This window comes from Cohnella sp. OV330, assembly GCF_900112065.1.
GTDB lineage: Bacteria > Bacillota > Bacilli > Paenibacillales > Paenibacillaceae > Cohnella.
In genome coordinates, this window is record NZ_FOKE01000009.1 from 337,746 (window position 1) to 362,399 (window position 24,654).

The following is a 24,654-nucleotide window of genomic DNA, read 5'->3' on the forward strand; positions in this document are numbered from 1 at the left end:
GGCGAGGCGGCGGAGACGCTATCCTTTCGGATACATTGATAGTATACTTTTCGGTAAAAAAGGATGGAGGCTTGCACATGTCGGGAACGATCGGCGAGCGGCTCGCGAGGCTTATGGACGACTACTTCGTCGGCCGCGCCTTCGAGCTCGGGTTCTTCGCGGACTGGATCGGCGGCGAGGGCAGGAGCGCGGAGCGCCTGCTGAACGTCTACGGCCCGGCCGGCATGGGCAAGACCTACCTGCTGCGTCAGTACGCGGGCATCGCGAGCCAGGCAGGCTACGCGGCGGCCGAAGTGCAGGTCCCCGACGCGCTGCAGGGTCGCGACGAGTTCGTCCGCCGCCTGCTGGCGGCGCTCGGCGACGATGCTTCGGCGTCCGAAGCTTCTGCTGCTGTGCCCGTATCGCGTCCGTCCTCGGCTGAGGCAGCGTCAGCCGCGATCGGTATGGCGCCGGCCACCGCCCGAGACGATGAAGCGACGGGGACGCTCGAAGAGCGGTGCCTCGCCGTCATCCGGGAGCGGGATCGGGCGGGCGGATGCGTGCTGCTGCTCGACGGCTGCGAATCGCTCGGAAGCCTGGACCACTGGCTGCGGGAGTCGTTTTTCCCGCGTTTGCCCGGCCGCTGCCTCATCGTGATGGCCGGCCGGCGTCCGCTCGAGGGCGCCTGGACGGCGCTTCCCGCCTGGCGGCGGCTGATCGTCCGCTTGCCGCTGCGCGAGCTGTCCTACGACGACATCCGGACGTATCTCGCTCGGTGGGGCGTAGCGGACGAGGCGGCGATCGACGGCGTCTGGCTGAGGACGATGGGGCATCCGCTGGCGCTGTCCTTGCTTGCGCCGGAAGGCCCGGCCGCGACGAGCGTCGCGGATCGGCGGCGCGCCATGGCCTGGAGCGAACCGCCTTTGCCGTCGGACGGCGACCGGATGCCGGGGACGTCCGCGTTAGAGAGCCTCTGGGAGGCTTGGCTGGCGGAGGCGGCGGACGAAGCGCTGCTGCAGGCGCTCTACGCGGCTTCGGCGGTGCGTACTTTTAATCTAGAGACGCTGAGCGAGCTGACGGGCGGGACGCTCTCGCCGACTGCGTTCGCCGAGCTGTGCCGGCTCTCGTTCGTGAGCCGCAGCGGGGGCGGATGGCAGCTCCAGGAGTTCGTCTGGGAGCATCTGCGCTGCCGGCTGCGGGAGACGATGCCGCAGACGTACGCCAGGCTAGAGGCGCGCGCCGCGGCTTATTATCGCAGGCAGATCGAAGCGGAGCTGCGGAGCGGCCGGGGGCTCGGACCGGCATGGGGCGAGCTGCTGCGGCATGCCGGCAACCCGGTGCTGCGCGCGCACTACCGGCATGCGGCGGACGCCGGCAGCCAATGGGAGCCGATGCATGCCGGCACCCTTGGCGAAGCGTTGCGTTATATCGCGCGGCGTCGCCAGGAGACGCGCGACTGGAAGGTCGTCTGCGGCGACCCGGACTCGGGCGCCATGTTCCGCTTCGCGCTGCCGCAGGCGGTCACCCAGGGGCGGCTCGCGCACCTGGAGCCGGAGCGGCTGCTGGCGCTGGCGCCTGGCGCGGTCCGGCTGCTGCGCGACCGCGACGGCCATGTGGCCGGCATCGCGGCGATCGTGCCGATCGACGTACGCACGATCGGCGAGCTGTCGGCCCTGCCGATTTCGCGCGCTTACTTTGCCGCTTGGCCGGAAGTGAAGAAGCGCGCGCTCGCGGCCGATCCAGCCCGGCGAGAGGGATGGTACGTCTATGCGATGGACGCCGAAAACCTGGAGCGCGAGGATCTGAGGAGCGCTATGCTGCAGCCGCTGCTCGAGCTGGCCGCGGCAGGGGCGCTGCTGGTCGAGTCTCCGCCACCGCATGCGTATTACCGGCTGAGCAAGCGCAGCCTGGGTTTTGTCGAGGTGCCGGAAGCCGCGCATGCGGACTATGAGCTTGGCGAGACGGCAGCGACTTTCGAGCTGGATACGCGCGGGGACGCCATGCAGGCGTTTCTGCGCCGAACGGGCGCTTGGACGGACGACGCCGAGACCGAAGTCGAATCGCCGTCGCGCGCGGAATGGACGCCCGGCCTATCGCCCGAGAGCCGATTGGGCGACGTGCGACCCGAGCCCCTGACGCCGCGCGAGCGCGAAGTCGGCCGACGCCTAGTAATGGGCGAGACGAACGCGCAGATCGGCGCGTCCTTGTACATTAGCGAGGCCGCCGTCAAGAAGCATGTGAACGCCATGCTGTCCAAGTACGGGCTGCGGAACCGGACGCAGCTGGCCGCAAGGCTGCTCGAGGAAGGCGCCGAACGGCTCGGCCATTAAGGAGAAGGAGGACGCAAGGATGCTGTTCGTATGGCCGGTTTTGTGGGCGGTGGCGCTGTTTCTCCTGGCCGCGGGCTCGGGCTCTTCCGCATCCCGGCGGCTCGCCGCGGTGTCCTTCTTCGCCGGGACGGGCGCGCTTGCGGCCGTCCTCGACCTGAATATCATACCGGCGCTGGCGGACGGCGCGGTTCGCGACCGTTGGGAGCAGCCGCTCTATCATCTGCAGGCCGCAGCCTCCGTCGCCTCCTACTACGGCGTGCCCTACGCCTTTTTGTTGTTCGCGCTGGCGTTCCGTCCCGTGCGGATGCATCCCGCGCTTCGTCGCGCGCTGCCCGTCGCCCTCATGGCGCCGATCGTGCTCTGCCTGCTGCTGACGCCGTGGTATACCGAGCGCTATCCGATCTCCTTCGACATCGTCGTCTGGTGGGCGGCGCCTTACATGCTTTACGGCGCGGCGCATATTTTACTGCTGAGACCCCGTCGCTCGCCGCTCTCCCCGACCTACTGGATCGTTTGCCTTGCCGTCGTGCCGCCCATGCTGTTTCTTCTTGCGATGAGTTATGTGCTTCCTAGCCTCGGCATGCTGCGCATGTGGGTATACAACACATGGGTAGCGTCGCTGGCGGTCGCGGTGTTCCTGATCGGACTGTTCAGCTACGGGTTCATGGGTATCCGGCTGCTGGTCGACCGCCGCAGATTGGACACGACGTGGAGAGCCGTCAACGCGGGCACGGCCATTCTGAACCACGCCATGAAAAACGACGCGGGCAAGCTGCGTCTGTTCGGGGAGAAGACGAAGCGATATGCGGAAAAGACGGGCCAGCCCGAGCTGCTGCGCGATATCGAGACGATGCTGTCCGCCTCGCTGCATATGCAGGAGATGATCGCCCGCGTCCACCGGCGGACCGGCGATCTGGAGCTGCGGCGGACGAGCGTCCGCTTGGGCGAGCTTCTCCGCGATACGCTTGCCGGGCTTGAGCCGCAGTTCGACGGGATTCGGAAGCAGCTCCTGCTGCCGACGCGGGAGTGGTTGGCGGAGGTGGATGCGGCGCAGCTGGGCGAGGCGCTGAACAACATCGTCGCCAATGCCGCCGAGGCGATCAAGGGACGCGGCGGGGCGCTGACGGTGAAGCTGTCCGAAGGACGGCGCGAGCTCGTCATCGAGGTCGCGGACACCGGTCCCGGCATGACCCGAAGCCAGCGCGCGCATGCGTTGGAGCCCTTCTATACGACGAAGGGCGGCGGGACGAATTTCGGTTTGGGTTTGCCTTACGCCTACCAGGTCATGCGCAAGCACGGGGGATCGCTCGCGATCCGGAGCAAGAGCGGGCAAGGTACGAGCGTCTATTTGACATTGCCGATTCGGAGCGTGCGGGCGCACCCGGATCATTCGACGCCGTCGCGGGCGCCGAACCCAAAGGAGGCGGGGCTGGATGCAAGCCATTAAGATATGGATCGTGGAAGACGACGAAGATTGGCGCAGAGGGCTCGTCTCGTACCTGAACGAGGAGCCGGATCTGCAGGTGAAGCTGGCGAGCGGCGACCCCGACCAGGTTCGCGGCGCGCTCGCGCGGACGGAAGAGGCGGAGGATTCGCAGCCGCCCGACGTCGTCCTCATGGACATCATGCTGCACGGCATGCCCGAGGGCATCGCGCTGGCGGAGGAGGTCGCCGTCGCCGCCGGCGCGCGGGTCATTATGCTGACGTCGATGGAGGAGAAGGACCTTATCCTGCGGTCCTTCCAGGCGGGCGCCATCGACTATCAACTGAAGACGGACTTCGAGGGCCTGCCCGCGGCGATCCGGGCCGCCGCCCGGCGCGAGGCGCCGATCAGTCCGGCGGCCGCGGCGCGAATGCGGGAGGAGTTCAAACGCCTCAAAGCGCTGGAGCGGGAGTTCGAGGTCAAGAAGCTGCAGGACCTGATCACCCCTGCGGAGCTGCAGCTGCTCGAGATGGTCGACCGCGGCTATTCGCAGTCGCAGATCGCCGACAGGCAGTTCATCTCCGTCCGCACGGTCAAAAACCATATCAATCACATTCTCCGCAAGCTCGGCGTCCCCGGCTCCAAAGAGGCGGCCAGGCAGGCCAGGGACATGGGGCTGTTCAAGCCGAAGGAAGAAGCGGGGCACCCTCCGGGCCCCCGGGAATAAACGGTTCGCGGAAGCGACAAGATGGTACCACGTAAAGTTGGTACTATTTTTTTTGCCCTGATTTTCTAAAATGAGGATGAAGAGAGGGGGAGCGAGCATGACGTTTGAACCGTACGGGACACCGCATTGGGCGGCGCTCGGACTGCTGGCGCTGATCGTAGCAGCCGTGTGCGTGCAGCGGGGAAGGCTGCGAGGCTTGAGACAGGTCCGTATCGCCCTGGCCGCGGCGTCGGCCGCCGTCGAGCTGGCGATGCTGGCCGACCGCGCGATCACGCAGGATTGGGACATTTATGCGCTGCCGTTCGAGCTGTGCAGCCTTATGATCTGGCTGACCGCGCTTATGGTGCTGACCGGCAGCCGGCGGCTGTACGAGGTGACGTTTTTCCTCGGCATTCTCGGCGCGGCCCAAGCGCTGGCGACGCCCGACCTGACGGCTCCGTTTCCGACGTTCGGCTTCGCGCATTTCTTCCTCGGCCATATCCTCATCGTCGTTTCCAATCTGTACATGACGATCGTGGAGGGCTACCGCCCGACGCTCCGATCCGCCCTGCGGGCCTTCGGCTGGCTCCAGGCGCTTGCGGTGCCCGCCGCGGTCGCAGACATGCTGGCCGGGACCAACTTCATGTTCCTCGCCCGCAAGCCGCCTTCGGCGTCGCTGCTCGATCTGCTCGGTCCGTGGCCCTGGTACCTACTGGAGCTCGAGGCCGTAGCTCTTGCGCTCTGCATTCTCCTGCTTGGTCTCGTCAAGCTGGCCGATCGCTTTTTTTCAAGCCGTATTCCATCACCCAAGGAGGGTTCGCCGTCATGACCGACCATTTGCGCAAGCATTGGACATCCCTGCTAGGCGTAGCGCTCGTATTGACCGCTTTTATCACGCTGTTCCGTTATACGGTCGACCGCGGCTGGATCACCGATCCGATGAAAATCGGCGTCGGGCTGCTGGCCGGCATCGGTTTTGCACTGGCTGGCGCGCGTATCGCGACCAAGCCGAGAGGGGCGATGGCGGGCGAAATCGGGATCGGCCTCGGCGCTTGCGTCCTGTACGCCACCGTTGCATTCGCCGGCATCGCCTATGCGCTGTGGGCGCCCATGACCGTGCTGCTCGGCATGATCGCCGTCACCGCACTGGCCGTGGCTTACGCCTGGCGGTTCGGCTCCCGCCTGCTCATGCATATCGCGCTGGCCGGCGGCCTGCTATCGCCGATGCTGATGCTGCCCGAGACCGACCAAGTCTTCGCGCTGTTCCTATACCTGCTCGTGTTGAACGCAGCCTTTTTCGCGATCAGCATCGCGAAGGGATGGAGCGAACTGCGGCCGATCGCGTTTGCCGGCACCTGGGCGCTCTACGCGATCTACTTCTTCTGGTTCGACCCGTCGCTGGACGGCTGGCAGAACATGCCGATCCGTTACGCGCTGGCCGCCTTCCTGTTCTATCATCTCGGATGCCTGATCGCCAGCATGCGTCTGGGCCGCTGCTTCGACGGCTTAAACATGTATCTGAGCCTCGCCAACGGCATCTTGTTCGGCGTATGGTCGCTGATCATCTTAAAAGGCGAGCTGGATGACGGCTATACGTTGGCCTTTATCGGTCTGCTGTTCCTCGCCGCCGCGGCATTCGTGATACGTCAGACGGGCCGCACGCTCGTTTATGCGCTGAGCCACGGCTTGAGCGGAGCCCTGTTGGTGCTGGTCGCGCTCAATCAGCTCGGCAGCGGCCTTGAGACGAAGCCGATGCTGAACGTCTTCCAGTGGGCGGGCGTCGCGATCGTCCTTGCGGCGGCGGGCCGCATGCGGAAGCGGAAGCATTGGCTGCCGGAGACCCTTTCCATGACGATCTGGTTCATCGTCGGCGTCTACTGGTTTTCGACCACCTGGGACACGCCCCGGGGCGACTGGTTCGGCGTCTACGTTCCTTTCCTGAACTGGGGCGCCCTGTCCTGGATGCTGCTGGCCGCAATGGGCTTCTACTATGCGACGAAACGCCAGGCGGTCGGCATGGACGGCTCGGACCGCGCGCTTGTGTCGAATGCGCTTGCCCTTGGCGCTCATCTCGTCGTGGGCGGCCTGCTGACCGTGCAGATCACGGGGCTGTTCGAAGCCTACGACTGGGGAAACGGAGAGACGACGCTGCTTCGGATCGCCTTGTCGCTTGCCTGGGGCGTATACGCCTTGCTGCTGTTCTTTTGGGGCGCGTACCGCCGCGAGCCGCTGTTCCGCTGGTTCGGCTCCGGGGTCCTCGTCATCGTGGCGCTCAAGGCGATGATCCTCGACCTGCAAGGGGAGGAGACCTTGCTCAAGGTGCTCGTCCTGCTCGGCTTGGGCGGCATCTCGTTCCTCGTCACTTGGGTAAACGGCAGATGGGCGCCGCAAGCAGATAAGGTTGTAAATGGTAGATAATCCAGATGATTCGCTTTATAATGCGGGAGTAATGAAGCAGATGAAGGAGGACTCCGCTATCGAAATCAGCGCACTGCTAGTCATTGTCGTCGCGATGCTCGCCGCGGCAGCAGGCTGGCTCGTTCTAATGCTGGCCGTCCGCCGCGCGGTCGATTCTTCCGAGACTTCGCGCAAGCTCGAGCAGTTGACGGATGAGGTCCGCATGCTCCGCCGGGAGCTTCGCGTGCGGGAAGTCGTCCTGCGGAGCAGCGAGGCGATGGGGCATCAAGTCGACCGTCATGTCTAGCTCTGGCCGTCGAATGATAAAAAGCGGGCGCTCTCTCCGGCGGAGAGGCGCCCGCTTTTTCGCGTGGGACCGACGAGCGGATTACTTCGCCTTGAGGTATTTTTCCTCGACGATCCGCAGATGATGCAGTTCATGGCCGCTGTTGATACAGGCCAACGCCCGCACGCTGACGGGCTGCCCGTTCGCGTTGCCGATCCGCGTCCAATCCGCGGCCCTTAGCCCGCGCAGCAGCGTGAGCGTCGCCTCTCGGACCGTCCGGTAATCCTCGGCGAGCTGCGATAGGGTCCAGTCCTCGAACGGCCCGTTCGGCACGAGCTCGTCCTGCTCGTAGCCGGGCAGGTTCGTCTGATCGCCGCGGGCGATGCGGAGCAGCCGGTAGCTCTGGATGCGCTCGTTGTCGCTGATATGGCCGAAAACCTGCTTGAGCGACCACTTGCCGGGCGCATACCGGCTGTCCGCCTCTTCCTCCGTAAGTCCGGATAGAAGGTCGAGCGTTCGCGTCTTTTGCGACTCAAGAATCTCGATCAGATCGCCTTCGGGGACAAGCGAGACGTACTGGCCTTGGTAGGGCGTGTATTCGTTTGAATTCGGACGTTCGCGCATGGACGCATGGCCTCCTCAATTTAGGGTTGATTTGAGCGTAGTACCGGCAGGCGAGCGTGTCAACCCGGTACTATGCGAGTCGAATTTCGGGCGCGCCGGTTATAAATGTTGGCGGAGCTGGACATTTTATATTTCCAAGACGGTTCGCGGCGCTTGCCACGGCTCAGGACGATAAATGATGTTTAGGTCGGAGCGCATCGCACGTATGGGGCGCAGCTTGAACGTTAGCGCTTTCGCGCTTATTGTGACAAAGTTGTTACGGCGGCAAATTCGGACTTGCAACAAGGGTGCCTTATGGCTAACATAGAGGATACTGGGAAAGTTATGAGATAAGGGAGGACAACCCATGTTTCTCGCGGAAAATGCGGCTGAATCCGCAAGTACGTTCGCGGTATTCGACATTTTCATGGTTATCATCACGGTTCTGATCGTAGCAGGGCTCGTTCGCCTGGTGAGGCAGCGCCCGAACAAGAACGTTTTCGCCATCGGATTCACGGCTGTTTCCTTGATCATTTTCCTGATCGCGGACGTGAAGATGGTCAGCGGCTGGTAACCAACACGGCTGCCATCCAACCCATAACTAAGACAAGAGAGCCGGCATGCGAGCCCGGTTCTCTTTTTTTATATTTTCGACACGAATCGACATAATCTCCGATGTCGCGCTCGGCTGGATTCTGCTATGGTAAAAAGGTCTTTATTTACTAACGAGAGGCAGTTGGGGAGCGGGTTGTTTAAAAAGTTAAACGGTAAAGCGGCGATCGGTGCCGCGTTTTTTTCGTTCGGGCTGCTGATGGCCGGTTCGGCGACGGCTGCAGCGCCAACGTCGGGCGCGGTCAGCCTGCCGGTCAAGGTCATCAACGGCGAGGCTTACGTCAAAGCAACGTCCTTGACCGCCGCGCTAGGCGGCACCGGGACGTACGACAAGGCGAGCCAGACGTACAAGTATACGCCTGCCGTCGTGCCATCGGTCATCAAGCAGGTCGCGCCGAGCGTCGTCGCCATCATCGGAAAGCCGGACGCGAATGGCGGCCGGTTTGCCCTAGCGCACGGGACGGGCGTCATCATCAAGTCGGACGGGCTGATCGTGACCAACGCTCACGTCGTGCAGGACATGACGCGGATCGTCGTCGTTACTGCAGACGGCAAGGAGTATGAAGGCACGCGCAAGCAGATCGACGTAACCAGCGATTTGGCGTTCGTTCAGATCAAGGCCAGCGGTCTTAAGCCTGCGAAGTTCGCGGCGTCTCCGCTTAAGGTTACGGTCGGCGAGCCGGCGATCGCGATCGGCACTCCGGTGTCTTTCTCGCTGCGCAACACGGCAACGGTCGGCGTCATCAGCGGGCTGAACCGGTCCGTCTCCGACGACTACAACCTGCTGCAGACGGACGCGGCCATCAATCCGGGCAACAGCGGCGGTCCGCTCGTGAACATGAAGGGCGAGGTCGTCGGCATCAACTCCATGAAGTTCGTCGACGTCGATATCGACAGCATGGGCTTCGCGATTCCGGCGGATACGGTGCAGTACGTGCTGAACCAGTTCGCCAAATACGGCAAAGTCATGCGTCCTTCGCTGGGGCTTGAGCTCGAGGAGAGCTGGTCGGCCGTCGTCGGGCTGCCGACCGAGGAACCGATGACCGTCACCGCGGTCGTCTCCGCGGAAGCGCAGGCTGCAGGATTTAAAGTAGGCGACCAGATCTATGCGGTCGGGGGCAAGCAGATCGCTACGCTCGTGGAGCTGAGCGAGCTGCTGAAGTCGTATTTGCCGGGCGGAAAGATCGCCGTCACGGTCTTGGCGGACGGAGACCTCGTGTCCCGCCAAGTCGTTTTAGCCAAGAGCTTGTCTCAATAAAAAGGAGCCTAGATTAACTAATGTCTAATTCGAGAATCATCTTTCATCCTAAAATGTTCTTGTCTTTCCTGCTCGTCCTGGCGCTTGCCATCTCCTTCGGAACGGCAGCCTTCGCCGCTACGAGCGCGGCCGCGACCACGACGCAAGTGGTCATCAAGCTGAAGCTGGGCAGCGGGCAGATGACGGTAGACGGCGTCGCATCGACCGTGCAGCCGCCATTCCAGCAAAAAGGCGTCACCTTCATTCCGCTGAGCGTGCTCACCAAAGGAATCGGCGCGCAGCTGCAGCTGACCGACAATAAAAAGATGACGCTGACGCACAGCGCCAGCCTGAAGGTCGTCATGGCGACAGGCAGCAAGACCGCCTACGTCAACGGCGTTCAAAAAACGCTGCCTGCGGCGCCTGTCGTCGTCAAAGGCTTCATGATGGTGCCCCTGCGCGCAGCCGAGCTGCTCGGCGCCAAGGTCGCGTTCACGGCGTCGACCAAGGAGATCGTGATCAAAGGCGCGCGCGCCGCGACGGCTGGCGGCCAAGTTGGCATCGATACCGATGCCGGCAAGTCCAAGATCGGCGACAGCTACTTCAAGTGGTCGATGAACTATCCGACGGGCCTGGCGCAGAGCTATCAGTCGGGCACCGGCGATTTCATCGCGTTCCAAGACGTGAAGAAAAACTATTATTTGTCCATCTCCGTCGAAGAAGCGAAGGATCCGCTTACCGCAAAGGACCAACGAGACTACCTCGAAGGTTACATTGACGACGAGACGGTGTTGAACGTCAAGGAAATCACGCTGCCGTCGGGCAACTTCCAGACCATGGTGACCAAGAGTTCCGACGGATTTTATTACGAATATAGAGCCATTCAAGCCAACGACCGATTCTATATCCTCATGTTCGGCAAGTCGGCGAAGGCCGCGTCCGAGCTGACGGCCAACAAGCCGCTTCTCGATAGCTTCGCGCCTCAGTTCGATGCCAAAAACGCGGCGCTGAAGGATCTGAGCAAGGTCAAAGACGGAGTCGTCACTTACATGGACGCAGATTATGGCCTCACGATCCAGCTTCCTCCGGAGTGGGAAGAAGGGTACGAGGACGGAGTCAGTTACTATAATGGCGACGCTTCGATTACATTCGAGATTACGTCGCTTAAGGCCGGAGATACGCTGGATGCGTGGGTGAAGCGTCAGACCGAAGCGTTCAACAATCGCGTGGCCGACAAGTATAAGGAACCGACCGTCGTTTCGGACATCGTATGGAACGGCGTTCCCGCGAAGCTCGTGAAGTTCTCCTTCACGCAGGACGGCACGACGTGGACGGACTACTACGAGATTTTCGCGGTCAAGGGCGCTTACAAGTACGATACGGGGTACACCTACGATAGAGATGGCGAATCGAACCAAGGCGACATTCTTGGCATCCTGCAAAAGAGCATGAAGGTGGATTTCGCCAACGTCGAGAAGACCTTCGGTCAAGTGCCGGATGCAGCCGACGATATCGATCAAAACAAAACCGTAACGAAAACCAGCAAAAAGTACGGATACAGCGTGACCGTTCCGGAAGAATGGACCACATCGGGGATGGACATGGAACGGGATACTGCCACGTTCGATGCTGCGGGCTTTAACTTCGTTATCGTCATGGAAAAAGGCTCGACCATGCAGGGGTATCCGGAAATGATGGAAAAGGCGTATACGTCATCCGGGATCTGGAAGGTCGATAGCCGCACGAACGAAACGTTCGCAGGCGAATCGGCAGTCAAGATGACGCTCTCGCCGATCGTTACTTCTACTGCGGGAGGCAAAATTACCGCTTACTTGGTAGAAAAAAACGGCGGCATCTATCTCATCCAAGCCGCGGTGAGCGACGCGAGCGCGACCGATTTCAACCTGAAGCGAATCGAAGAAGCGTTTAAGTCGTTCAAGTTCAACGGTTGATTCATATCTTTCGTACCAGGCGGCCAACTCCGAAAAGCGGAGCCGGCCGCCTTTTTGCGTCCCAGCCGCCATTTTCCTTTGGTCCCGGCGGCGGGCTTTGCTATACTGATAGAGAGAACGCCGCCTCGAGGCGGCATGGAGGTTAGGCATACATGAGCGATCAAGCCGCGGTGCGGCGTGAAGATATAGAGCTGTTGGCTCCCGCCGGGGACTGGGAATGCATGCGGGCGGCCGTCGCGAACGGCGCCGACGCGATCTTTTTCGGCGTGGAAAAATTCAATGCGCGGGCGCGCGCGAACAACTTCAAGATGGACGAGCTGCCGGAGATCATGGCGTTCCTGCACAGGTACGGCGTCAAAGGCTTCCTGACGTTCAACATCCTTGTATTCGAGGATGAGCTTCGCAATGCGCAGGAGCTCGTCGAAGCATGCATCAATGCCGGCGTGGACGCGGTCATCGTGCAGGATCTCGGACTCGTCAAGCTGATTCGCGAGATCTCGCCCGATTTTCCGATTCACGGCTCGACGCAGATGACGATCACCTCGCCGGAGGCGGTCGAGTTCACCAAGCCCTTCGGCATGGAGCGAGTCGTGCTCGGGCGCGAGAACAACCTGAAGCAAATCGCCAAGATCGGCGAGCAGGCGAAGCTGCCGATGGAGGTGTTCGTGCACGGCGCATTGTGCGTGTCCTACTCGGGACAATGCCTGACGAGCGAGATGTGGGGCGGTCGCTCCGCGAACCGCGGCGAGTGCGCGCAGGCCTGCCGCCTGCCTTACGACCTGATGGTCGACGGCGAGCACAAGCCGATGGGCAACATCGCCTACCTGCTGTCGCCCAAGGATCTGGCGGCGATCGATATCATGCCGGAGCTGATCGAGGCGGGCGTCACGTCGTTTAAGATCGAGGGTCGCCTGAAGAGCCCCGAGTACGTGGCCAACGTCGTGAGCAAGTACCGCAGCGCCATCGACAAATACTTCGCCGGCCAGGACGCGAGGCCTTCGGCGGAGGAGGTCCGCGAGCTGCAGCAGAGCTTCTCGCGCGGCTTTACGCACGGCTTCCTCGACGGCACGAACAACAAGCAGCTCGTCGAAGGCACCTTCCCGAAGAGCCGGGGCGTGTATCTTGGACGCGTGGAGCGGCTGACCCGGGACAGCGTCGTCTGCCTGCTCGAAGCGCCGCTCAAGCGCGGCGACGGTCTGGTTTTCGATGCCGGCGACCCGACCAAGAAGGAAGAGGGCGGCCGTGTCTACGATCTGCGCCGCGGCAAGGCCAAGATCGAGGGCGAGGTCGCGCAGGGCGGCGAGATCGAGATCGTCATGGGCCGCAATGACGTCGACTTGACCAAGCTTCACGTCGGCGACCGCATCTGGAAGACGAGCGATCCGGCGCTCGACCGCCGCCTGCGGACGACGTTCGAGACGGACAAGCCGTATCGCACGTTCCCGGTGTCCGTCACCGTATCCGGGCGCGAGGGCGAGCCGCTCCGCACGATCTGGACCGACGCGCAGAAGAATACGACCGTCGTCGTCCAGTCCGACATGCCGCTTGAGCGCGCGATGAACCGGCCGCTCGGCCGGGAAGTGCTTGAAGAGCAGCTCGGCCGCCTCGGCGGCTCGCTGTATCATCTCGGCGAGCTGACCGTGTCGCTCGAAGGCGACGTCATCGTGCCCAAGAGCGAGCTGAACCGCATCCGCCGCGAAGCGGTGCTGCAGCTCGAGCCGCTGCGCGACCGGCCGCCGGTCTACGTCAAGCGGGACGTCGACGCCTATGGGGACGCGCCGCATCCGGCACCGTCCGTGCTCGAGACGGGCGGCGGCCGGCTGACCGTCCTGTGCCGGACGCTCGAACAGGTGCAGGCGGCCGTAGAGACGGATGCCGCGATGATTTACGCGGATTTCGAGTTCATCAAGCAGTTCCCCGACGCGATCGCGGTCTGCCGCGCGGCGGGCAAGCCGATCGCCCTGGCGACGCCTCGCATCCACATGCCCGGCGAAAACGGCTACCACCGCAACATCCTGAAGCTCGCGCCGGATGCGGTACTCGTGCGCAACACGGGGGCGCTCTATTTTTACCTGAAGGAACGGATGGAAAATCCGGACGCCAAGCACCCGACGCTCATCGGGGACTTCTCGCTGAACGTTGCGAACCACAAGACGGTCGAGCTGTTCCGCGAGGCCGGTCTCGATTGGGTCACGCCTTCGTACGACCTGAACGTCCAGCAGATGGTCGACATGCTGCGCCTGTCGGATACGTCGCGGCTCGAGTTGGTCATCCACCAGCATCTGCCGATGTTCCACACGGAGCACTGCGTGTATTGCACGTTCATGAGCGAAGGGACGAACTTCACGAACTGCGGACGTCCTTGCGAGGAGTCCCGCGCTTCGCTGCGCGACCGGATCGGATTCTCTCACCCCGTTCGCGTCGACGAGGGCTGCCGCAACACGGTGTACAATGCCATCGAGCAATCGGGCGCGGAGTATCTGACGACGTTCCAGGAGCTTGGCGTGCCGTCCTACCGGGTCGAATTCCTCGAGGAGGACGCGGCTAAGGTGCGCGAAGTGCTGTCGCTGTACCGCGCTGCCATGCAGGGCCGTATCGGCGGCACCGAAGTATGGAAGAAGCTGAAGGCGATCAACCAGCTCGGCGTGACGCGCGGGCAGTTGGTAAAGTAAGCAGGCAGGCTCGGTCTGCAAAATGAGGGGAAGCCGCTTTATCCTTCGGGATGGGGTGGCTTTTTTTGCTGCGAAACGCAGTCGAACGAAGGTTTATGTGCGTGTCGGTTTTTGGCGCCGGAACTGTTAGCGCAGGATGGATTTTACATTCCGTTAACCTGAAGCGCATTCAGGCTTGCGGTCTCGTTGATACAATGAACGGACGGCAACGGAATTCAAGGAGGGAACGTTTATGAAGATCGCGGTTGTAGGAGCGGGCATTGTCGGATTGACGACGGCGGCCGGATTCGCTGATTTGGGACACCAGGTATATTGCAGCGATTCGGACGGCGATAAAATAGAGCGAATCTCGAGCGGCAGGCTGCCTTACTGGGAGCCTGGACTTGCCGAACTGGTAAAGCGGGGACAAGACGCGGGACGGCTCGCTTTCGGCGTCGGCGCGTCGCCCGCGATCGACGAAGCCGAGGTCGTATTCCTCGCGGTCGGAACGCCCGCGACGGACGACGGGGAGATTCTGCTTGCCCAGCTGTGGGAAGCTGCGGATCTGCTCGGGCTGCGGACGGACGGCGCGCGCAGGCTGATCGCCGTGAAAAGCACGGTGCCCGTCGGTACGGCCGAACGGCTGGAGGCGCGTCTTCGGGCGAGACTGCCGTCGGAGTTCGGCGTCGACGTCGTGTCCGTGCCCGAGTTTTTGCGGGAGGGCTTTGCGGTGCGAGAATTCTTCGAGCCGTCGCGCGTTGTCATCGGTTCGGCAACGCACGAGGCGGCCGAATTCATGGACCGCCTGTACAGGAGATTATCCACGACCGTCGTTCACACGGATCGGCGTAGCGCGGAGCTTGCGAAGCTCGCGTCCAATGCAGCGCTGGCGATCAAAATCTCCTACGCCAACGAGATGGCCGCGCTTTCGGAGCAGACCGGCGCCGACTACCCGGACATCGCCCATATCCTTGGGCTGGATCCGCGCATCGGTCCGCACTTTTTGGGCGCGGGCCTTGGCTTCGGAGGCTCCTGCCTCCCGAAGGACGCGCGCGCGCTCGTCCGGCTCGCGAGCGAGGCCGGCGCGCCGCAGACGGTCGCTTCCGCCGCCATCCGCGCGAACGCCGTTCTGCCGCAGCGTATGGCGCGCAAGCTTGAAGCTGCGCTCAGCGGCTTGTCGCGGCGGCGCGTAACGCTGCTCGGGCTGGCCTTCAAGCCCGGCACGGCCGATCTGCGGGAAGCGCCCTCGCTGCGCCTGATCGCCGAGCTGAAGAAGCGATACCCCGGTATCGCACTTGCTGCCTATGATCCGGCCGTCGACGTCGCGATGAAGCGGCAGCTGCCAGCGGGGGTCGGGCTATACGGCTCCGCCGAAGAGGCGCTGCGCGGCGCCGACGCCGCGATCGTCGTGACAGAATGGCCGGAAATTCGCAAAATATCGGCAAATGACTACAAAAGCTGGATGAGCAGGCCTATAATATTAGATGGACGCAACTGTTTGGATGCGCACGCGCTGAACGCGCAAGGCGTCGTATGCATCGGAGTCGGGCGTCTGCCGGCCGCGCCGCCAGGAATACCGGCGTATCAAGGGCGGCACGCATAAATAGAGAGGATGCCTGTCTCATGAAAGTCCGCAAGGCCATTATCCCCGCAGCGGGGCTCGGAACTCGCTTTCTCCCCGCGACGAAGGCGATGCCCAAAGAGATGCTGCCGATTATCGACAAGCCCGGCATTCAATATATCGTCGAAGAAGCTGTCGCTTCCGGCATCGAGGATATTATCATCGTGACCGGCAAGGGCAAGCGGGCCATCGAGGACCATTTTGACAGCTATTACGAGCTTGAAGAGAACCTGCGCCAGAAGGGCAAGCTCGACCTGCTCTCCGAGGTGCAGCACGCTTCCGATCTCATCGATATTCACTATATTAGGCAAAAAGAAGCCAAGGGTCTCGGCCATGCGATCTGGTGCGCGCGCAACTTCATCGGCGACGAGCCGTTCGCCGTCCTGCTCGGGGACGATATCGTCCGATCCGAGACGCCGTGCCTGAAGCAGATGATGGACGTTTACGACCAGGTGCAGAGCAGCGTGCTGGCCGTCAAACGCGTACCCGACGACGAGATCTCCCGCTACGGCGTCGTCGATCCGGTTGAGGGGGCCGATCTGACCCAAGATATCGTCCCGGTCCGCGGCGTCGTGGAAAAGCCCGCGGCGGATCGCGCGCCTTCCAATATCGCGATCATGGGCCGGTACATACTAACGCCGGCCATCTTCGGTCTCCTCGAGACGCAGGACACCGGCGCGGGCGGCGAGATCCAGCTGACGGACGCCATCTTCCGCCTGCTGCAAAAGGAATCGGTGTACGCCTACGCCTTCGAAGGCGATCGCTATGACACCGGCGAAAAGCTGGGGTACCTCAAGACGATCGTCGACTTCGCGCTTCAGCGTCCGGATCTTGGCGCTGCGTTCAAGGCTTATTTGGAGAGCAAGCTTCGTTAAAAATGCGTGAAGCACACGCCGCTATTCCTTCGGGAATGGCGGCTTTTTGTTTTCATTTTCGACCTTTGGGAGGGAACGTCTTATGGCCAAAGATAAGAATGGCACCGCTACGGAGATCGTCCAAGCTTTTATCGAAGAGCAAAGAAAGTTCGCTGCCGGACAGCGGCTCGAGATGCTGAACCGCGACCTGAACGGCACGATCAAGCTGCTGACCGATATTTTACTGCCGGTATTCGGCTCACTAGAAGGCTTTCATTTGGAATACGAGATCGTTGGCACGAATGGGGTCAAGCTCTACGCCGACATCTACTACGAGCCGCTCGGTCTGATATTCGAATGCGACGGATTCGTCGCCCATGTCGAGCTGATGACGCGCGACCGTTTCTCCTTCGAACGCCTAAGGATGCGATCGTTCGTGATGATGGGATACAAGTACATCCCGTTCAGCCGGGACGAAATGGACAAGAAGCCGGAGATGTGCCGCCGGATGTTGTACGAGTTTTTGGGGAAGTACGGAAGATTGCGCGACGATCCGGAAGTACTCAAGCCCGCCGAGCGCGAGCTTCTTCGAATAGGCGCGAACGGCGATATTTTCACACAGAGAGACGTTAGACAGCGCTTAATGGTGAATTCGGACACGGCGCGCAAGATGATCAGAAAAATGCTATCAGACTCATGGATCGAAACGGTTGGCGGAAGCGATAAAAGACAGTATGCCTATAGATTAGGCCAACGGGGGCGAAAGTGGTTAATGGGATGATGAGGAGTGCCAAGTGAGCGGGGAGTTAGCCGAAGAAATCGGTTATCGGCCGTGGGAATGCGGCTGTTAGTGGGGAGATAGCCGAAGAAATCGGTTATCGGCCGCGGGAAAGCGGCGTCGCATAAGCAGTTAGCCGAAGTTGTCCGTTCAAAGCAGCTGCGCATCCGGCCATACGGCTTAAATTCGGGGTAAATTGGATCGCGAAATCCCCGCCGTTCGCCTTCCCCCTTGCCCCGATTTCCTGTAGACTAGGGGTAAACGCCGTGGAGGAACGCATGATCGCATTTTCGGATATGTATGCCGCGTGGCGGCACGTATTCAAGCTGGACCCGGACCGCGCGATTTCCGACGAGGCGCTGGAGCGAGTCTGCTTGTCCGGCACGGATGGAATCTTGGTTGGCGGTTCCAGCGGCATTACTTTCGACAACACGGTGGAGCTCATGGCCAGGATCCGCCGCTTCGAGGTGCCTTGCGCACTGGAGCTGACCGGCGCCGACAGCGCGGTGCCGGGCTTCGACGGCTACTTCGTGCCGATGGTGCTCAACGCGAAGCGCACGGAATGGTTGGTCGGCAGGCAGGTCGAGGCGCTGGCCGAGTACGGCGCGTTCATGCCTTGGGAAGTCACGGCAGCACAGGCTTACCTGATCCTGAACGGCGAGTGCACTGCGGCGAAAGTGACCGAGGCGCGGACGGAGCTTACGACAGACGAGGTGCTGGCGTACAGTCAACTGGCCGACCGGCTCTGGCGCGTTCCCGTGCTGTACCTGGAGTACAGCGGCGCGTTCGGGGATATGGGTCTGGTCCGCAAAGTTCGGGACCAACTGACGCAGTCGCGGCTGTTCTACGGCGGAGGCATCGCCACCCCCGAGCAGGCCAGGGCGGCCGCAGAGTCGGCACATACGATAGTCGTCGGAAATGTCATCTACAGCGATCTGCAAGCGGCGCTTGCGACGGTCGATGCCGCGAAGCGCGCGATCGGCGCGGGAGGCACGGCCTGACGGCCTGCTCGGCGAGGCGAATAGACGCCTCCCATAAGCTACAAGCAAAGGAGCGTTATCATCATGTTTTTTGAACCGGCGCAACCGTCGTCCCAGACGACGTTCAATATCGACGAGGCCGTGAACCGGCTGAATCCCAAGCAACGAGAGGCGGCCATCGCCACCGACGGACCGCTGCTCATCATGGCCGGCGCGGGCAGCGGCAAGACGCGCGTGCTCACGCATCGCATCGCCTACCTGATCGCCAAGCGAATCGCGGCGCCTTGGAGCATTCTCGCGATCACCTTTACCAACAAGGCGGCGCGCGAGATGCAGGACCGCGTCTCCAAGCTCATCGGCGCAAGCGGGCGCGACGTGTGGGTGAGCACGTTCCACTCGATGAGCGTGCGCATTTTGCGGCGGGATATCGAGCGGATCGGCTTCGGCTCCAACTTCAGCATCTTGGATTCGGCGGACCAGTTGTCCGTCATCCGGGGCGTCATGAAGGAGCAGAACGTCGACACCAAGAAGTTCGAGCCCAAAGCGGTGCAGGCGATGATCAGCGGCGCGAAAAACGAGCTGCTGTCGCCGGAGCAATACGAGGCGCGCGCGGGCGATTATTTTCAGACGATCGCGGCCAAGGTGTACACGCAATACCAACGACGCCTGAAGGCGAACAATTCGCTCGACTTCGACGATCTCATTTTGCTCACGATCCAATTGTTCCGCGAAGTGCCCGAAGTGCTCGAGTTCTACCAGAACAAGTTCCGTTACATTCACGTGGACGAGTACCAGGATACGAACAAAGCGCAGTATATGATCTGCAAAATGCTCGCCGCCAAGCACCACAACATCTGCGTCGTCGGCGACAGCGACCAGTCGATCTATCGCTGGCGGGGCGCGGACATTACGAACATTCTCAACTTCGAAGCCGACTATCCCGAAGCGCGCACGATTCTGCTGGAGCAGAATTATCGCTCGACCTCCAACATTTTGGAAGCGGCCAACCAAGTCATCAAGAACAACATGGGCCGCAAGGCCAAGAACCTGTGGACCGACAGCGCCGGCGGGGACAAGATCACCGTTTACCAAGGCGATTCGGAGCACGGGGAAGGATACTTCGTCGCGGGCGAGATCCGCAAAAACCGGCAGAACGGCCGTCGCTACGACCATCACGCCATTCTTTACCGCACGAACGCCATGTCCCGGGTGATGGAAGAAATTCTGATCAAATCCGAGATTCCGTATCAGATCGTGGGCGGCACGAAGTTCTACGACCGCAAGGAAATCAAGGACATCCTGGCTTACCTGCGGCTCATCTCCAATCCGGACGACGACATCAGCCTCAACCGGATCATCAACGTGCCGAAGCGCGCGCTGGGCGATACGACGATGGGGAAGGTGCAGGAGGAGGCGCAGCGCCAAGGCATTTCGATTTACAAGCTGATCAGCCAGGGCGAAGGCTTGCTTGGCGACGGCCTGTATCATTTGGATATCCAAGCGCGAGCCAAGGCGGCTCTCTCCGAGTTCAGCGCGTTGATCACGAATTTGACCGCCATGGTCGAATATTTGTCCGTAACCGAATTGACGGAAAAAATGCTGGAGCTGTCCGGCTACCGCATGGAGCTTCAGCGGGAGAATACGATCGAGTCGCAGGCGCGCTTGGAAAATATCGAGGAGTTTCTGTCCGTTACCCAGGAATTCGAGAATCGCAACGAGGACAAGTCGCTCGTCGCCTTCCTGACCGATCTGGCGCTGATTGCGGACATCGATTCGATGGGAGACGACGAGGACGACAAGGAAAAGGGCGATGCCGTCGTGCTCATGACGATGCACAGCGCCAAAGGACTGGAGTTCCCGGTCGTGTTCATCGTCGGCATGGAAGAGGGTATCTTCCCCGGCAGCCGGGCGTTTATGGACAACGACGAGATGGAAGAGGAGCGGCGGCTCGCATACGTCGGCATCACGCGGGCGGAGAAGAAGTTGTACCTCACTTGCGCGCAGAGCCGCCTGCTCTACGGGCGCACGGCGGCCAATGCGCCGTCGCGGTTTTTGGGAGAGATTCCGGATAATCTGAAGGAAGCGGTGGAAATGCAGGGCGGGCGCATGGGCGGCTCGTTCGGCGGGTTCGGTTCTCGGCTCGGCGGCGGGCGGGGGGCCGGCGCCGGCGGAAGCTTTGGCGGCGGAGGCTACGGCGGTGGCGGCGCGCAATCGGGCTTTGGCGCGCGGCCGCAGGCTGGCGGCTTCGGCGGAGCCGCGGGCGGCGGTTTCGGGAGCCGTCCGCAGGTCGGAGGCGCTCCCGGAGGGAGACCGACCGGGCAGCCGCCGGCGAGCTACGGCGTAGGCGCCCGTCCGGCCGCGGCCCCGCAGCCGGCGGCAGGCGGCGGCCAAGGCCTCTCCGTCGCGGCCGGCGACAAGGTGCAGCATGCCAAGTGGGGCGTAGGCACGGTCGTCGCGGTGAAAGGGAGCGGCAGCGACACGGAGCTTAACATCGCTTTCCCCGCGCCTGTAGGTCTCAAGCGCCTGCTCGCGGCATTCGCGCCCGTTACCAAGATCTGATTTGGGCAGCGAACAACAAAAAGCCGCCGCGCCTCAACGGAGCAGCGGCCTTCCCATACATAAAACTTAGTGATAGCCCGGCAGATGGGTATCGGGATCTTTCAAAACGTTGAGAATGTCCATATGGATGAGATGCCTTCGCGTCTCCTCCGTGCCGATCCTGAAGATCGTGCGGTAGATGTCGAGCATCTGCTCGTTGTACTTGTCCGTGGCCGGGTCGTGATCCGCCGACTTGTACGGGATGATGCCGCGAAGAGACGTCAGGTCGTCCGTCTGAGACCGCTTGGCGAACAGAGCCATCAGTTGGTCGATCTCCCTGTCCGTCGCATACACGCTCAGTTGATCGGTCGTATGGTTTTCTTCCTTCGTTATCGTTCCGGCAGATACCGAGACGTAATACGTCTCGCGAGCGGAAGAATGCCTCTCCTGGCTATCGTAATATTTATCCGTTTGATTATCCATGTTTGAACCCTCCCGTTTTGCCTCGGTTGTACCTTTTTACACGATATTCGGGGCGCTTGAATCAAATCCGCACCACCATCAACCCGGCTAGCCGGGGTCGCGAAAGAGGCCGAATAGCCATGACGGAGCCGCTGCAGCGGATGAGACAGCTGGTTGACGAACTGAATGTCCATGTCCGGCGTTACTATACCGAAGACAATCCTTCCATAAGCGATCGGGAGTACGATCTGCTATACGACGAGCTGGTTGCCTTGGAAAAAGAGACCGGGACCGCGCTCCCCGATTCGCCGACTCACCGCGTGGGCGGAGAGATTTTGAAGGGCTTCGAGCCCCATCGCCACATGGCGCGGCTGTGGAGCCTGGACAAGGCGCAGAACTTCGACGATCTCAATTCGTGGGCGCAGCGCGTGAATAAGCTGGTGTCGGACTACAACGCGCGTAATCCCGACACGCCTTTGCCTGCGCCCGAATACGTCATCGAGCAAAAGTTCGACGGCCTGACGCTCAACCTGACCTACGCGAACGGCGAGCTCGTCCAGGCGGCCACCCGCGGCAACGGCGCCGTCGGCGAGGGCATTTTGGCGCAGGTGAAAACGATTCGCTCGATTCCGCTGTCGATTCCTTATAAGGGCGGTCCGATCGAGATCCAGGGCGAAGGCATCATGCGGCTGTCCGTGCTCGAAGCGTACAACCGTACCGCGGCGGAGCCGCTCAAGAACGCCCGCAACGGCGCCGCCGGCGCCCTCCGCAACCTGAATCCGGCGGTCACCGCCTCGCGCAAGCTGGATGCATTCTTTTATAATGTCGGCTTCTCGGACGCCGCCGGCATCTCGTTCGCGAACCATCGCGAGATATTGGCCTTCCTTAGGGACAACGGCCTGCCGGTCAATAACTTCGAACGCTATTACGATAATATCGAAGAAGTCGCCGAGGAGCTGAACGCGATCGTCGTGTTCCGGCACGAGCTCGACTACCTGATCGACGGAGCGGTCGTTAAGGTGACGGATCTGCGTACGCGCGAAGCGCTTGGCTATACGGACAAGTTCCCGCGATGGGCGGTGGCGTTCAAGTTCGAGGCGGAGGAAACGACGACCGTGCTGGAGTCCGTCTCCTGGGAGGTCGGCCGCACGGGCAAAGTAACGCCGCTAGCGCGCGTCGAAGCCGTCGAGCTGGCCGGCGTGACGGTGCAGAACTGCACGCTGAACAATATCGGCGATATCGCGCGGAAGAACCTGACCCATGCGCTCGGGACGCGCGTGTTTATCCGCCGGTCCAACGATGTCATCCCCGAGATTCTCGGCAAGGCGGACGAGGAGCCGGGACGCGAGATCGCCGTGCCGGAGGTTTGTCCTGCGTGCGGCACGACGCTGGAGCTGCGCGGGGCGCATTTATTCTGCCCGAATCGGCTCGGCTGCAGCCCGCAGATCGTGGGACGCATTACGCACTTCGCTTCGCGCGACTGCATGGATATCGAGACCTTCAGTGGCAAGACTGCCGGGCAGCTTCTCGGAGCCCTCGACGTTCGGGATCCTGCCGATCTGTACGAGCTGCAGTTCGACGATCTGGTCAAGCTGGAGCGCTTCGGGGAAAAGAAAGCGAACAACCTGCTGGCCTCCGTCGAAAAGTCCAAATCCCGGGAACTGGCGGCTTTCTTGAACGCGCTCGGCATCCCGAACACGGGCAAGGCGACAGCGCGCACGCTCGCCGACCACTACGGCGACCTCGACCGGCTAATGGCGGCCGAGGCCGAGGAGCTTGTCACGCTGCCCGATATCGGAGGCATCGTGGCCGAGAGCATCGCGGGCTTCTTCCGCGACCCGCTCATGCAGCAGAGCATCGCCCGCATGCGCGCCGCGGGCGTCAAGGCCGAGGCCGACCGCCCGGCGGCGCAGGCGGCGGATGCGAGCCATCCGCTATTCGGCAAGACGGTCGTCCTCACCGGCACGCTCAGCCTGCTCACGCGCGACGACGCGTCCAGGCGTCTAGAGGCGCTCGGCGCCAAGGTATCCGGCAGCGTCTCCAAGAAAACCGACCTCGTGATCGCGGGCGAGAGCGCCGGCAGCAAGTTGGCCAAGGCGCGCGATCTCGGCGTACCGGTGCTTGAGGACGAACGTGAGCTTTTGAAGCTGCTCGGCATGGAATCCGCAGGCGAATAATCGTTTGACAACATAAAAGGCCGACGCCTTCCGAACGATTCGGAGGGTGTCGGCCTTGGCGGTTTAGGCGGTTACGAATGCCTGATACGCCTTCTCGCGAGAAATTGCTTGTACTGAAAGTAAATCGTGCAGCCGACGCAATAGCCCAGCAAGGCGGCGCCAGCGGCAACGAGCAGCATAGCGGCGAACGCATATCCGGCGACGGTCCAGCCGAGCGAGAAGCTGAGGACGGCCAAGCTCAGGAAGATGACCGCGAGCGTATTGTTGAAGCGGGCCAGCTCCTGCGCTTGGGTTTCTTTGCCCGCCGTCGTCAGCCACGGCTTCGCAAGTCTTATAAATAGGTTGTACTTGCCTCCCGTCGCGAGTCCGGCGACTTCGATTAACCATAAAAAGGCTAGCAGCCACAATGGGGCGAAGAAGAAAGACAATACGACGAACAGGACGATGCCGGTCTGGTTGGACTTTATATAGGGCATGGGGACTTCCTTCATGAGAGAGCCTCCTTCTATTCCATATCAATTCCAAGTTAATCCATCGGCATTGAGAAGTCAATGTGCCGCTCGAAATACAAGTATTGACAGTTGCATTTCTCTCGTCAGCTTGGTATATTAGTACTCGCCCCTTCGAGGGGACAGGCCAAAGCGAGCTTGAGCAGAACGGCTTCGGAAAAAAGAAGTTGACAAGCCCGAACGAACCTGATAAAGTTAACTGCTGTCGGCTCGGAGAACTTGCGAGAGCGAAGGCCGGCGAACAGTAACGAGATTGCTCCTTGAAAACTGAACATCGAGCGTTAAAACAAACGGACGCTGAAGCCTTTCGAGGCGGAAGCAAAAGTTATACCAGCAATAAAATGAGCAAGTCGAACTACCCTTTATGGAGAGTTTGATCCTGGCTCAGGACGAACGCTGGCGGCGTGCCTAATACATGCAAGTCGAGCGGATTTAGTTTGTAGCTTGCTACAAACTGAGTTAGCGGCGGACGGGTGAGTAACACGTAGGCAACCTGCCCTGAAGACCGGGATAACATTCGGAAACGAATGCTAAGACCGGATAGGCAACTTAGTCGCAT

At 61.5% G+C, this 24,654-nt stretch carries 19 protein-coding genes and 1 rRNA gene; 17 read left to right on the forward strand and 3 right to left on the reverse strand.

Features of this window, described 5'->3' with window-relative positions; genetic code table 11:
• Window positions 1-77: 77 nt before the first annotated feature.
• The 6 genes from BM235_RS21655 (at window position 78) to BM235_RS21680 (ending at window position 7,142) form a co-directional block, all read left to right on the forward strand.
• Complete coding sequence (locus tag BM235_RS21655) at window positions 78-2,309, forward strand: LuxR C-terminal-related transcriptional regulator (protein ID WP_158543757.1); 2,232 nt, start codon at window positions 78-80, stop codon at window positions 2,307-2,309.
• A 19-nt stretch (window positions 2,310-2,328) separates the two neighbouring features.
• Window positions 2,329-3,756: a sensor histidine kinase gene (locus BM235_RS21660; RefSeq protein ID WP_090116317.1), complete on the forward strand. Its 1,428-nt coding sequence runs from the start codon at window positions 2,329-2,331 to the stop codon at window positions 3,754-3,756.
• Entirely contained in the window at window positions 3,743-4,459 is a 717-nt protein-coding gene (locus BM235_RS21665; protein WP_090116318.1) for a response regulator transcription factor, read from the forward strand. Before BM235_RS21660 ends, BM235_RS21665 begins: the two co-directional genes overlap by 14 nt.
• Before the next feature lie 97 nt (window positions 4,460-4,556).
• The gene (locus tag BM235_RS21670) at window positions 4,557-5,267 is read left to right on the forward strand and encodes a YwaF family protein (protein ID WP_158543756.1); all 711 of its coding nucleotides are present in this window, start codon (window positions 4,557-4,559) and stop codon (window positions 5,265-5,267) included.
• A complete protein-coding gene (locus tag BM235_RS21675) occupies window positions 5,264-6,856 on the forward strand; it encodes a DUF2339 domain-containing protein (protein WP_090116320.1) in 1,593 nt (530 codons plus the stop codon). The genes BM235_RS21670 and BM235_RS21675 overlap by 4 nt, the downstream gene beginning before the upstream one ends.
• A gap of 40 nt (window positions 6,857-6,896) precedes the next feature.
• Window positions 6,897-7,142 (forward strand): hypothetical protein, encoded by a 246-nt coding sequence (locus BM235_RS21680; RefSeq protein ID WP_090116321.1) that lies wholly within the window; start codon window positions 6,897-6,899, stop codon window positions 7,140-7,142.
• Window positions 7,143-7,223: 81 nt separating this feature from the next.
• On the opposite strand, the gene BM235_RS21685 is transcribed toward BM235_RS21680, so the two are convergent.
• Window positions 7,224-7,745, reverse strand: a complete 522-nt coding sequence (locus BM235_RS21685; RefSeq protein WP_090116322.1) for a DinB family protein — start codon at window positions 7,743-7,745, stop codon at window positions 7,224-7,226.
• Window positions 7,746-8,091: 346 nt separating this feature from the next.
• Here BM235_RS21685 and BM235_RS21690 point away from each other — a divergent pair, with 346 nt between their 5' ends.
• From BM235_RS21690 to pcrA, 9 genes are all read left to right on the forward strand, one after another.
• On the forward strand, window positions 8,092-8,298 hold the full coding sequence (locus BM235_RS21690) for a hypothetical protein (RefSeq protein ID WP_090116323.1): 207 nt from the start codon (window positions 8,092-8,094) through the stop codon (window positions 8,296-8,298).
• 174 nt (window positions 8,299-8,472) lie between these two features.
• Window positions 8,473-9,594, forward strand: coding sequence for a S1C family serine protease (locus BM235_RS21695; RefSeq protein WP_255374509.1), 1,122 nt, complete (start codon window positions 8,473-8,475; stop codon window positions 9,592-9,594).
• Between the two features lie 20 nt (window positions 9,595-9,614).
• On the forward strand, window positions 9,615-11,525 hold the full coding sequence (locus tag BM235_RS21700) for a stalk domain-containing protein (RefSeq protein WP_090116324.1): 1,911 nt from the start codon (window positions 9,615-9,617) through the stop codon (window positions 11,523-11,525).
• A gap of 152 nt (window positions 11,526-11,677) precedes the next feature.
• Window positions 11,678-14,197 carry a U32 family peptidase gene (locus BM235_RS21705; protein WP_090116325.1) on the forward strand — a complete coding sequence of 840 codons (2,520 nt, stop codon included), beginning with the start codon at window positions 11,678-11,680 and terminating at the stop codon, window positions 14,195-14,197.
• A gap of 232 nt (window positions 14,198-14,429) precedes the next feature.
• Window positions 14,430-15,779: a UDP-glucose dehydrogenase family protein gene (locus BM235_RS21710; RefSeq protein WP_090116326.1), complete on the forward strand. Its 1,350-nt coding sequence runs from the start codon at window positions 14,430-14,432 to the stop codon at window positions 15,777-15,779.
• A 20-nt stretch (window positions 15,780-15,799) separates the two neighbouring features.
• Complete coding sequence (gene galU / locus BM235_RS21715) at window positions 15,800-16,672, forward strand: UTP--glucose-1-phosphate uridylyltransferase GalU (RefSeq protein WP_090116327.1); 873 nt, start codon at window positions 15,800-15,802, stop codon at window positions 16,670-16,672.
• 82 nt (window positions 16,673-16,754) lie between these two features.
• Window positions 16,755-17,432, forward strand: a complete 678-nt coding sequence (locus tag BM235_RS21720; protein WP_090116328.1) for a helix-turn-helix domain-containing protein — start codon at window positions 16,755-16,757, stop codon at window positions 17,430-17,432.
• 275 nt (window positions 17,433-17,707) lie between these two features.
• Window positions 17,708-18,430 carry a heptaprenylglyceryl phosphate synthase gene (locus BM235_RS21725; protein WP_255374510.1) on the forward strand — a complete coding sequence of 241 codons (723 nt, stop codon included), beginning with the start codon at window positions 17,708-17,710 and terminating at the stop codon, window positions 18,428-18,430.
• Between the two features lie 63 nt (window positions 18,431-18,493).
• Window positions 18,494-20,968: a DNA helicase PcrA gene (gene pcrA / locus BM235_RS21730; RefSeq protein WP_090116329.1), complete on the forward strand. Its 2,475-nt coding sequence runs from the start codon at window positions 18,494-18,496 to the stop codon at window positions 20,966-20,968.
• A gap of 66 nt (window positions 20,969-21,034) precedes the next feature.
• Here pcrA and BM235_RS21735 read toward each other — a convergent pair whose 3' ends face one another.
• Window positions 21,035-21,430 carry a hypothetical protein gene (locus tag BM235_RS21735; protein WP_090116330.1) on the reverse strand — a complete coding sequence of 132 codons (396 nt, stop codon included), beginning with the start codon at window positions 21,428-21,430 and terminating at the stop codon, window positions 21,035-21,037.
• A 119-nt stretch (window positions 21,431-21,549) separates the two neighbouring features.
• On the opposite strand from BM235_RS21735, the gene ligA reads away from it, so the two are divergent.
• Window positions 21,550-23,586, forward strand: a complete 2,037-nt coding sequence (gene ligA, locus BM235_RS21740) for an NAD-dependent DNA ligase LigA (protein WP_090116331.1) — start codon at window positions 21,550-21,552, stop codon at window positions 23,584-23,586.
• A 71-nt stretch (window positions 23,587-23,657) separates the two neighbouring features.
• On the opposite strand, the gene BM235_RS21745 is transcribed toward ligA, so the two are convergent.
• Window positions 23,658-24,077, reverse strand: a complete 420-nt coding sequence (locus BM235_RS21745; RefSeq protein ID WP_090116332.1) for a DUF4395 domain-containing protein — start codon at window positions 24,075-24,077, stop codon at window positions 23,658-23,660.
• A 379-nt stretch (window positions 24,078-24,456) separates the two neighbouring features.
• Here BM235_RS21745 and BM235_RS21750 point away from each other — a divergent pair.
• Window positions 24,457-24,654 (forward strand): 16S ribosomal RNA (locus BM235_RS21750); the annotation flags it as partial.